Below are 10,935 nucleotides of genomic sequence, written 5' to 3'. Positions count from 1 at the left end.
TACTATTCCCAACTCGTGACCGGTAGACCGGCCGGATCACAGAAACCTGAGGGTGCATGAAACCCGGGACGGTTCACCTCCCACTTGCCATTCTGTCTGGAATTCAACGATTTCGTTCGTCGCATCTGGTGAAATCGTGGCGAGTCGGAGTTGTACACGAGGTTCTCTAAGTTGACGCCATAGCGATTGATACGACGAAACTCGTGTGGTTTCAGCGAGATCCAATCGTCGCGTGTCATCGTCCGTACTGGAGTTGGTGTCATCTCTGACATCGCTCGATACATGGCATTGGGAGAGAGCTGCATCCGAGGGGCCGCTGTCAGGTGAAGCCCCGAGTGGGGACGGTTCTGATACACCGTGATGACCCATTCGTCGAGCAGCGCCTGGAGTACAAACAGCGGCCACACAATATCCTTCTCCGGGTTTCGGCCCCGGTGGCTGACCGAGCGTCCCTTGTATCCCGGAATCCATCGGACAAAGTCGTCGCCGATGGTCTTGAGCAAGCGTTCGATATGAGGCTTGGCGGTGGGCTGGTGCGGAGGTGCGACCCGAGGGTGCACTCCCCGAAGTTCCGTTGCTCGTTCGAAGACCGGTGAGACGAAGATCTTGCCACGGTCAACTACGACACCCCGCACATCGATGATGGGTTTGTTTTCGAGTGCCCTATCGAGATCGATCTGGGGGGATAGCTTGTCCGACAGGTAACTTCGTGCGACGGTCATATTCTCAATCCAGCCTGGCAACATCTGTTGCGGGATACAGGAGTTGGCCCAGAGTTCGATAGCGTCCACAGTTTTGCAGGCGTTCGGGCGGAGAATTGCCGCGGTGATGCTCAGTGTTGCGACGTCGATGCCGGCAGCCAAATCGATGCGGCATGGTTGACCATCGGGCAGTAAGGCCATTGCGTCCAGTGGTGTTGAGTCGAGCTGCACTTCTTCGCCTGGATACAACGCGACAATCTTCGAGAACGCTCGGTTGGGGCTGTTCGCGTGACTGCGGCGCGACGTCGCGTCACCGGTGGTGTGCTCACCGCGGTCAAGTGCGGCGAGTAGGGCGTACAACGATGACCTGCACGGCACCGGCACGTTGTCGTCACGAAGGCGGCGCTCTGCGATTTCGAGGATCTGCTTCTTGGTAGGCGTCGACTTGTCTACGTAGTGCGCTTTCACCATCTCCAGGACGACGATCACACGCTCGTGCACCCCGGACAGACGGACATGACCCGGCATACCCCGCTGATCGATACATCCGAGCAGGCCCGCATTGTTGAAGCGTTGCCACTTGCGCCACATGGTGGTCATGGAGACCGGCCGCCCTAGGGTTCGTAGCTCGGATATTTTCTCCGAAAGTCGTTCTTGTACAGTCACTATCGGGGCACCCGAAATGGCTTGTCCTTGAGCCGGCTGTTCGATGGCGTGTTTGATGCCGGAGAGGTGCTCATACCAGAACTGGGCATCTCGTCGCTGTTCGTCGGTGGCGAGGTCGAGCAGCCTCTGATCGGCGATACTTGGTCCAGAGGCGTCGGGACCGACGAAGGAGTCGTCGCAGAGCAACATCGCTACCGGCAAGGTCAGGTCGCTGCCGTCATCGAGACATTTGAGTCGAAGGGCCAGTCCGTCGCTGTCGCGGATATGCCAGCTCTGGCCACGGAGTTCGATGATGTCGCCGATATGCAGTTCGATCATGAGGTGATCACCGTGGTCCAGGTCAGCGGGCGGGCCAGGTCGACGTGAATCTCTCGGTTCCAGATCATGTGGTACGTGCTGCAGATGAGATGGTTCTCGTCGAGTTCAGCACCGTCCGAGGCGTTGTCGATCAGCTCGCCGAACTGCACGCCGTTGCGCCCCGATCGCTTCACGCAGATCGCGATAGCGGATCGTGCTTCTGCTGACGGCGCGAACCGCGGATGGTGGTAGGCGCATAGCAGACGTAGGTTGCGTTCTGCAGTCTTGTCTATCGTAGTGAATTCCTCGTACTCCCAGTCCAACTCGCGACATACATCGCGCGTGCGTTGATGCTGGAGCCGATCCTTCTCGCGGAGACGATCTGCCGGCTTGACGTCGACAACGAGAGCCGATCCGTCGCGTCTTCGGATGAAAAAGTCCGGGGCGTGCCGGTGGTGCGTCTGGCCCTTCGGCCACAGCAGCCATAACGGATTGGAGCTGACCGCGATTGCCTCGCCCCGAAAGTCGACCGTCATCAGGGCAGTCATCTCGAACCGCGACTCAAAGCTGACATGGCCTTGTGAACGCGAGAACCAGTACTTGCCTTGATGGGAACGGCGACCCCGGTAAGCCGGGAAACTCCGGATAGGCCTGCATAGCTCAAATGACACACGCGAAACCTCAGGTGTGAGACGGGTCCGCACCCGCTGCCCGGTCTTCGGATCTTGATAAAGCACCATCGTGTAGGGCGCGTCATTGACGGGCAGTGGCCCTTCCGACGGGACCGGCGGCGGGGTCACTGCCGTCTCCACCAACCATCGGGGCCTGCAGCCCGCGATGGGGTCGGAGGCCAGGATGCAAAGCAGGGGTTGACATCGTGCCGGAAGCGCGCTGAAATAAGCATGTCTCCCTCTCAAGGGTGAAGTAGGCAATTAGCGGCCAAGTGCCGCACCGAAGAAGCCGGGATTCCAGCCCGGCTTTTTCAGCGTCTGGGGAATCTTGATGCCCCGTCAGCGGAAAACATTTGAGTCGCTTGTGCGGTGCCACCTCCTCGTTGACCTGGACGTTCGACTGCCTCCGATAGGCGCACTCATCGAGCCCCGTGCGTTTATGCGCAGGCTGAAGGGCCTGCCTCCTCACCGGAATTGGCAACGTCAGTTGAGCACAAAGTGACAGAATCGCACAAGGGTTGCAGCAACTACCACTTTGACCAGCTTTGCCGAGATGAGCCGAACTATCCCGCAATCTTTCTTGGGTTGATTGCAAACGCCGATGGCTGCTGGAACCCAGGAACCTGGAGAATAGGTCTGTCTGTATTCCACTGCTAGACACTAAATTAACGCGTTTAGCAAGGTAGAAGCCTTTTGACCCGCGTCCCAGCGTCAGCGTGTAGTTGGCCGACGCGGGTCCGAGTGTGTTGCCTATAGGCAACACCTGTGAGCTGGACCTTCCAGCAAATTGCTGTTAACTGATTGCCTTGCAAGGAGTTAACATAAAATCGACTTGGCACTCCGGAGTTTGCTGATAGATCCGCGGCCGACTGCATCGAAGACGCCGCCATACCGACCGTGGCACCACACTCGCAGCGTCAGGGTCTCCGAATCTGTGCCTCTGGTTCTCGCCCGAGGCCTGTCGGTGCGCCGCGCTATCTTGATCCGATGCGCTGGTTTGCCCGCCCTGATAATCGCTCGCTGGAGCTGAGGGTCGCCCCGCGGCTCGCATCGTGGAACAAGGCTGACGATCCAGATCAGATCCGATTGCAGGAGTACCTCGACGATACGGAGGCTTTGATCGCTGGCGCACGGATCAGGGGCCCGTGGGCGCTGCGCCTCGACGTCGGTTTACCGAGTTCACGAGACCTGCTCGATGCCAGCGACCTGGATAACTACGCGTATCCGCTCGCATCGCGCCTGCGCGATGTCGACTTGGTGTCGGTGTGGTGCACGAAGCGCAATGATGAACAGTCGTCTGTGCGGATCTGTGCCGCCCGAGAAGTTCCTGCACCCACAGCCGCTGGTGTGATCGTCGCGACCACTGCAGCTTCTTCCTCGAGCGTCGCCTACAAGGAGGCTATCCACGCCGCCGTCTCTGGCGCTGCGGTGCTACCGGATGGACCAGTTCGGCTCGAACTATCCTTCGTGGTCGGTCCACGCCGCAATTGGCTCAACCTCTGGAAGCAGACGATCGACGCGCTCGACCCCCTGCTGGGTCGTACCCGGCCAGATCGGGCATGGCATCCCCGCGACGGCCGAATCACCGAGCTCGGCCTGCACTGCATCGTGGACCAGTACGCCGGCAACAAGGTCGCGGTGGGCATCTACGCATCGGCCGAATCCGCGAGTGTTACCGAGGACAGTTTGCTCGACGTCCCACAAAGTCCGGTTGACGAGTTCATCGACGTCGTGCCAGCCGATGCACTCGCCGGAGTGGATCACCACACCCGCGCACACGAGTTCCGGGACGACGACGCTGGCTATCTGGCCTGGCTGGCCGCCAACCCGGAAGGCTTCGTCGTGAACATCGCCCGTAACTACAGCGTGTCTACCGCGCGGGTGCATCACGCCACGTGCCGCACCATCAGCGGTCAGAATCCGCACAACGGACCGTGGACTGGTGCCTACGTCAAGGTGTGCGCCATTCATTCGGCGGACGCCGAAGAGTGGGCCGCAAACACCGTGCGTAAGCCCATCCCGCCGTGCGGAACTTGCCGGCCCTGATACGTGTGACCGCTGCGGGGCGCAAGCGGGCTCATCTGAGCTCGTCGGTCTGGGACGCAGAACGACCCCGTGCGGCCAGTCGCTCGAATCTTTTTGATGCGCCATTGAACTCGGACGCAAGCTGGGCGTAGCCAGCATCCAGGATTTGTTCGTGCATAGCCTCTGCGCCCACCCGAAGCAGAGTCCGCAGTACAGCGGCATCCGAGCTGATGTCGCCCGAGGCATAGTCATTGTGGTGTGCCCACTGTCGCAGGACCTCGAAAGCTGGCGAGCCCCGATGGAGGAAGGGAGCGAGCATCGCCTCGTCCGCATCGCGGAGAATCAGGCTCACTCGCTTACTCATTGCGGAGTCTTTCTAAGTCGTTGGGGCACATGGATCGCTTCGTTCTCAGCTCGTCCCATCGTCCTCCCGTTGTTCGGTCAGTAGGGAGTAGAGCTGATTCTGCGCTGCCGCACTTCGTGTTTCAATCCCCGCCGCCGTGACGTAGCGCTGCGATGTCGTCATCGACTCGTGCCCAAGGAGTTTCATCAGTGTGTAGACGCTGACATTCGAGGTCGCGAGCTCAGTTGCATAGGTGTGACGAAGGCCGTGCACCAGGGCGCCGGGTACGGGGCGCGCGTCCGGCCCTGCCCGTTTAAACGCGCGCTTGATACGTGACTGTAGGGTGCCACGCGTCATTCGTTCACCGTCTCGACCGACGAATAGCGGTACGGAAGCCGGCCAGCCCGACAATGGCGTACTCTTCGGCGACGATGTGCGCTTCTTGCCCTGAGGAAACCGTCCGGCACGACTATCCATATACGTACCGATCACCTCCAGCAGGGCTGATTCGATGGGGACGTTGCGTTCCTTGCCGCCTTTGCCTTTCACATTAATCACCGCGGAGCCATCGTCGAGCGTCCGTATGTCACCGACGTCGACCAGGCGGAGTTCTTCGGCCCGCAGTCCGGCGAGGAGTGCAGTGAGAATGACTGCGAGATCTCTTTCTTTCCAGTCTGTTCGGCGAGTATCGGACTCCTGCGTGACGGCAGACAGCAGGGCTTCAACCGCTGTTCGGGGGAGGGCTTTCGGCATCGGCCTCTTCAACTTCGGTCGTGCAACGAGCTGCATGGGGTTGGCCGCCAACAGTTCGTTCGTATAGAGGAAGGTGCACAACATATTCCACGTTGACCAGCAGCGTCGGATGGAAGCCGCCTCGTGGTCGGCTGCAAACGCCGCGAACGCTGTACGCATCGAATCGCGAGTTATGTCAGCTGGACTGAGACGGGCCGGCTCACCACCGGTAAGCAGATTGGCAATGGCGACGAAGTCGCGGCGATAGGCCTTCATCGTGTGCGCCGAGGGTTTACTTGCCTGCCGGTGATCCAAGAACTGCTGGAACCACTGGGGGATCTCCTCGACGGCCTGCGCGACGGCAGCAGCTTCGACAACGCCTTCGGTGACGGAGTAGCCGGGATCGGTCTCGTGCGGCACACGGTCAGCCTCGCAGATAAAAGATGGATAATCAACGTTATCCATCTTATTGGGTGCTACGCGGTTCCAGCCTGCGTGAACAGGGGACGCTGCATCACCTACATAACGTCACAGTGACGAATTCAACGGTTCACGCTGGACCTCGAAGGCGCGGACTGTCCGCCGCTGTCAGGTAGTTCTGGTGTCAGTTCTCATCCGATCTGAAGCATTCTCATTTGATGTGACACATCGGCGCGCCTTTCTCATTTGATCTGATACAGCCGGTACCGTTCTGGGCATGTCGATGCTGGCCGGTGATGCTGTTGCCGCGGGCCGGTGCGATGCGGTGTTTGAGGTAGCCGACGTGGATGGGACTTCCCGTCTTCCATTGGAGTTGGCTCATGGGATCCGGTTCGATGTCGATTGCGAGCCGGTGCGGTCGTTTCCGTCGTTTCGTGGGCAACGGAATTTTCCTGGGCTGTGGTGGTTCGCGACGACGCGCCGGCACATCGGTTATGAATCGTGGGTTGAGCGGGATCAGCTGATGGCATTGGATGCTAATCCTGAAACCGTTGGCGTTGCCTCCCAACCTTTTCGGCTGCGATGGCCCGATGGCCGTCATCATGTGCCCGACTACTACGCTCGCAGATCCGACGGCACGGTCGTGATCGTCGATGTTCGTCCCGATGACCGGATTCCTGAGTCTGATGCGGAGTTGTTCGCCCGCTCGGAGGTCGTGTGCATTGCGGCCGGCTGGCAGTACCGGCGCGTCGGTGTATTGGACCCTGTGCTGGCGGCGAACCTGCGGTGGCTGTCTGGGTACCGGCATCCGAGAGCGTTGCGACCTGGCGTGGCGGCAGAACTGTTGAGCTGTTTCGCCCGCGAGCAGCCCCTTCTGGAGGGCGCGACGGCGGTGGGCGACCCGCTGGTGGTGCTGCCTGTGCTGTTCCATCTGCTCTGGCATCGACGCTTGGTGGTCGATCTGTCCCGGACGGTCCTCGACGATCGGACGGCAGTGAGCGCGGCAGCGTTATGAGTTCGCTTCGAGGCGGTGTGATCCGTGAAGGCGATGAAATCCGTCTAGGTTCACGGGTTTTCACGGTCGCAAGTCTGGCCGGAGGATCGGTACGGCTTGTCGACGCTGTTGGTGAACGCACAACCGTTCCCCTGTCGATGGTATTGGCCGATTCGACTCTGGAGGTTCTGGCGGGGTCACGACCGGTGCTGTGGTCTGTTGAGGCGCTCGAAGGTGTCCCCGAGGAGGTCGCTGATCGCGCACGATGGTGGGAGCAGCACATCGTTGAGGTATTGACCGGGCGCCGACCCGAAAGTCCGCCTGGGCAGCCAATCCGGCCAGAGTTCGATCCGGCGGTCCGATCCCTTCGCCAGAGGGAGCTGACCAAGCTTGAGGAGCTTCGAGCAGCCGGTCACGATCTGGCGTTGATCACCCTGCAGCGTCAGCGATCTCGCTACGAGGCCAAAGGTCTTCTGGGATTGGTGGACGGCCGCTATCTCGCCAAACGTCCAGTGTTGGGCCGTGTCGATGAGCGTGTCGTTGCCGTGGTCCGGCGTCTGATCGACAACGAAACTGAGCTATCAACCGGCACGGTGAGCAGACTTCAGCGCAAGCTGGAGAAGGCGCTGTTGGCCGAATACGGTCCCGACGACGCCCCGAAGGCCCCGTCACAGGCGACCTTCTACCGGCTCGTCAAACGCCTGGAGGAAGGCAAACACACCTTCGGTTCCGCCCGTACTCGCAGGTCATTGGCCAAGCAACCCGACGGCCCCTTCGGCACGGTAACCGCGGCCCGTCCCGGTGAAATGGTGGAAATCGACTCCACCCCGCTGGACGTGCGGGTGGTCCTTGACGACGGTGTAGTCGATCGGGTGGAGCTGACCGCCATGGTCGACAACGTCACCCGCTCGATCCCGGCGGCAGTTCTGCGGCCCACCACCAAGGCCGTCGATGCCGCGCTGCTGTTGGCCAAGGCGCTGACCCCAGAGCCGATGCGCCCGGGTTGGTCCGATGCGTTGCGGTTGTCACGCTCGGTGTTGCCGCATCGGCGTTTGACCGATATCGATCAACGGCTCGCCGATGCCGCGGCTCGCCCGGTGATCGCTCCCGAGACCATCGTCTGTGATCACGGGAAAGCGTTTCTCTCCAAGACATTTGAGCAGGCGTGCTGCTCACTGGGCATCAACCTGCAACCCGCTCATCCGGATCAGCCCACCGACAAACCGAAGGTGGAACGCACCCTGCAGTCGGTGGGTACATTGTTCGCCCAGTATGTCGCCGGGTATGTCGGTTCCAGCGTGGAACGTCGCGGCAAGAACGCCGACCAGGACGCAGTGTGGTCGCTGGTGGAACTGCAGGCGTTGCTCGATGAGTGGCTCGTCGCGGTGTGGCAGAACCGTCCCCACGACGGACTACGTGACCCGGTGACCCCGGGCAAAGCGCTGACGCCGAACGAGAAGTTCGCGGCCCTGGTCGAAGTCGCTGGTTACGTCCCGGTGCCTCTGAGCGCTGATGCTTACATCGAGTTGTTGCCCGCGACGTGGCGCACCATCGGCTCAGCGGGTATCCGGGTCAATCACCGGACCTACGATGCCCGGGCATTGAACCCGTACCGGCGAGTCGACTCTGGGGTTCGTTCCCGCAACGGCCGGTGGGAGGTTCATTACGACCCCTATGACGTCTCTCAGATTTGGGTTCGCAATCACCACGACGACGGTTGGATCACCGCGACCTGGACCCACATGCGCACCGCTGCAGTGCCGTTCGGGGACACCGTGTGGAAACAGGCCCAAGCGATCGTCGCCGAAAGGGGCGCAGATCCGGTGACCGAAGCCGAGATCGCGGCGGCGGCCGACGCCCTGCTGGACCGTGCCGAACGCGGCCCCGACACCCAGCAGGACCCGCCAGCAGCTCGACGCGCAGCCGCCAGGGCCCGATCCATCCCCGAGCCGTCCTGGCCACACCCCAGTGTCGAGGGCACCAACCAGAACCAGGAACCGTCTGAGGTGAGCACCGACAGGCCAGCGAACTCCGACGATGACGATCTTGCTGATGTCATCCCGTTGCCGGTGTTCGACGCACGTAAGGAGGCCGAGCAGTGGCATTGGTGAGTCCGATCAGTCAACTCGAGGAGCGCCGGCAGCCGACGACAACCCTGGAAGGGTGGCGACGGTTCATTGACGCTGACCGGCCTGAATTCACCTTGCTGCCCGACCAAGACTGGTCCGATCTCGACGATGCTGATCGGATCGCCTACAACGAGGCCAGGGTGGCCCACCATTCCGAGCTCGTCGTGGTGACCACCTCGGCGATCCAGAAGATCACCAACGAGGGTCAGCTGCTCACTTTGCTGAATCAACGCGAGATCGGCGCCCGGCGAGGGCTGATCGTCTCCGGTGGCGCAGCCACCGGAAAGACCACGGCCATCAAACAACTCGGCCGGTTCCACGAACTTCGGATCCGCACCCGTTACTCGGACAAAACCCGCATCCCTGTCGTCTACGTGACCGCTCCACCGAAGGGCTCAGCACGCAAGCTCGCAATGGAATTCGCCCGCTTCCTCGGGCTTCCACCGGTACGACGGATGAACGTCACCGATATCGCCGACGCGGTGTGCCAAGTGCTCATCGATGCGCGTACCGACATAGTGGTCGTCGACGAGATCCATAACCTCAATCTCGATACCCGTGCCGGAGAAGAACTTTCCGATCACCTCAAGTACTTCACCGAACACCTGCCCGCGACCTTCGTCTACGCCGGCATTGACGTCGAACGCTCCGGAGTGTTTACCGGTACTCGCGGCCGCCAGCTTGCCGGGCGCTGCGGTGTCATCAACACAGCGGCCTTCCCGTATGGGCAGGAGTGGCGGGCTCTGGTCGCCGCGATGGAGGGAACCCTGCGACTGCACCGACACGAGCCGGGCACGCTCGTGCGCCAGACGAAACACCTGCACCAGCGCACCGGCGGAATGATCGGAAGCCTCGCCCACCTCATCCGCTCGGCAGCCATCCGGGCAATGCTGGACCACACCGAACACATCGACCGCGAGGGCTTGGACAGCGTCCTCATCGACTACGCGGCTCAGGCCTCAGCCCAACGCAGCGCCGGATAGCAGTGATCACCGACTGGCCCCGACTCCCACCACGACCACTTCCGCAGTCAGTCACCGCATTTCGCGATGAGACCGTGTACTCCTTCACCACCCGACTCGCCCACGCCAACAGAATCCCACCCCAAAGCCTGCGCGACTACGCCGCACGCGAGAGCCATTACGTCGACCCTGAGCGCCTCGCCCGCCTCAGCGGCTACCCACGACATGTCCTCTGCGCCCGACTGCGGGGCCTGACCGCTGATGAACGTGATCTCACCCGCCAGCGGGCACGTGCCCGCCCGATTTGCCGGTACTGCACAGCACGGCGAGGGGTGCCCCAGCCGGTCCATTGCTGGTTGCCCGACCACCTCACCGTCTGTCATCGCCACGGCCGCTGGATTGGCCCCTCCGCCCAGCGATGGGACGATCAGATGTCACTGAAACACCATCCAGCTGTTGCCCGATCTGCCAGGGCACATCATGCCCTGGCCAAGCGCAATGCCCCCGACATCGTTGAGCTAGTGTCCTGAGTCATTAATTCGGGTGCAGTAGTTGCCGATGGATTCGAGGATTTGGTCGGCGGTTTTGGTCCAGACGTAGGGGCGTGGGTTGTCGTTCCAGGTCTGGATCCAGGCGCGGATGTCGGTGTTGAGTTGACGTACCGAGGTGTGGGTGGCGCGGCGCAGCTTCTTGGTGGTCAGTTCGGAGAACCAGCGTTCGACGAGGTTGAGCCAGCTCGAGCTGGTCGGGGTGAAGTGTAGGACGAAGCGGGGATGTTTTGTCAGCCAACGCTTTACCGCCGGGGTCTTGTGGGTGGAGGCGTTGTCGAGCACGACGTGGCAGTCCAAGTCGGCGGGGACTTCGGCGTCGATCTTGCGCAGGAACGCCAAGAACTCTTGGGAGCGGTGGCGTGCGTGCAGGAGGAATTGTCAATACCTGTGGATCGGCTTGTTTCAGGCGACCTCCGTTCCAGTTGATTCGGTCGGTGCCGAGTC

Annotated in this window: 8 protein-coding genes and 1 pseudogene; 5 read left to right on the top strand and 4 right to left on the bottom strand. The window is 61.4% G+C overall.

What is annotated here, in order from left to right:
• Positions 1-2: 2 nt before the first annotated feature.
• Together ACJH6J_RS29255 and ACJH6J_RS29250 are read right to left on the bottom strand one after the other, a co-directional pair.
• Positions 3-1,685 (bottom strand): hypothetical protein, encoded by a 1,683-nt coding sequence (locus ACJH6J_RS29255; protein WP_406804952.1) that lies wholly within the window; start codon positions 1,683-1,685, stop codon positions 3-5.
• Entirely contained in the window at positions 1,682-2,464 is a 783-nt protein-coding gene (locus ACJH6J_RS29250; protein ID WP_406804951.1) for a TnsA-like heteromeric transposase endonuclease subunit, read from the bottom strand. Before ACJH6J_RS29250 ends, ACJH6J_RS29255 begins: the two co-directional genes overlap by 4 nt.
• An 858-nt stretch (positions 2,465-3,322) precedes the next feature.
• Here ACJH6J_RS29250 and ACJH6J_RS29245 point away from each other — a divergent pair.
• Positions 3,323-4,381 (top strand): hypothetical protein, encoded by a 1,059-nt coding sequence (locus ACJH6J_RS29245; protein ID WP_406804950.1) that lies wholly within the window; start codon positions 3,323-3,325, stop codon positions 4,379-4,381.
• 388 nt (positions 4,382-4,769) lie between these two features.
• Here ACJH6J_RS29245 and ACJH6J_RS29240 read toward each other — a convergent pair whose 3' ends face one another.
• Positions 4,770-5,900, bottom strand: coding sequence for a tyrosine-type recombinase/integrase (locus ACJH6J_RS29240; protein ID WP_082902162.1), 1,131 nt, complete (start codon positions 5,898-5,900; stop codon positions 4,770-4,772).
• Positions 5,901-6,138: 238 nt separating this feature from the next.
• Between ACJH6J_RS29240 and ACJH6J_RS29235 the strand changes: the two genes are divergently transcribed.
• From ACJH6J_RS29235 to ACJH6J_RS29220, 4 genes are all read left to right on the top strand, one after another.
• Positions 6,139-6,870 carry a TnsA-like heteromeric transposase endonuclease subunit gene (locus tag ACJH6J_RS29235; protein ID WP_235718637.1) on the top strand — a complete coding sequence of 244 codons (732 nt, stop codon included), beginning with the start codon at positions 6,139-6,141 and terminating at the stop codon, positions 6,868-6,870.
• 137 nt (positions 6,871-7,007) lie between these two features.
• On the top strand, positions 7,008-8,960 hold the full coding sequence (locus ACJH6J_RS29230; protein ID WP_036372924.1) for a Mu transposase C-terminal domain-containing protein: 1,953 nt from the start codon (positions 7,008-7,010) through the stop codon (positions 8,958-8,960).
• Positions 8,948-9,961, top strand: a complete 1,014-nt coding sequence (locus ACJH6J_RS29225; RefSeq protein WP_011891572.1) for a TniB family NTP-binding protein — start codon at positions 8,948-8,950, stop codon at positions 9,959-9,961. The genes ACJH6J_RS29230 and ACJH6J_RS29225 overlap by 13 nt, the downstream gene beginning before the upstream one ends.
• Positions 9,962-9,963: 2 nt before the next feature.
• Positions 9,964-10,470, top strand: coding sequence for a TniQ family protein (locus ACJH6J_RS29220; RefSeq protein WP_406804949.1), 507 nt, complete (start codon positions 9,964-9,966; stop codon positions 10,468-10,470).
• Here the strand turns inward: ACJH6J_RS29220 and ACJH6J_RS29215 are convergent.
• Positions 10,459-10,860 (bottom strand): annotated as a pseudogene (locus ACJH6J_RS29215) (IS630 family transposase); the annotation flags it as partial. The gene ACJH6J_RS29220 and the pseudogene ACJH6J_RS29215 sit on opposite strands and share 12 nt — an antisense overlap.
• Positions 10,861-10,935: the final 75 nt, after the last annotated feature.

This window comes from Mycobacterium sp. SMC-18, assembly GCF_045310895.1.
In the GTDB taxonomy this organism is placed as follows: domain Bacteria; phylum Actinomycetota; class Actinomycetes; order Mycobacteriales; family Mycobacteriaceae; genus Mycobacterium.
The sequence above is the reverse complement of the archived record's forward strand: the minus strand, read 5'-3'. Positions and strand labels throughout refer to the sequence as shown.

Coding starts and splice junctions, on each gene's coding strand:
- ACJH6J_RS29255 (WP_406804952.1), bottom strand. CDS start 1,685: ATGATCGAACTGCATATCGGCGACATCATCGAACTCCGTGGCCAGAGC.
- ACJH6J_RS29245 (WP_406804950.1), top strand. CDS start 3,323: ATGCGCTGGTTTGCCCGCCCTGATAATCGCTCGCTGGAGCTGAGGGTC.
- ACJH6J_RS29240 (WP_082902162.1), bottom strand. CDS start 5,900: ATGGATAACGTTGATTATCCATCTTTTATCTGCGAGGCTGACCGTGTG.
- ACJH6J_RS29235 (WP_235718637.1), top strand. CDS start 6,139: ATGCTGGCCGGTGATGCTGTTGCCGCGGGCCGGTGCGATGCGGTGTTT.
- ACJH6J_RS29230 (WP_036372924.1), top strand. CDS start 7,008: ATGGTATTGGCCGATTCGACTCTGGAGGTTCTGGCGGGGTCACGACCG.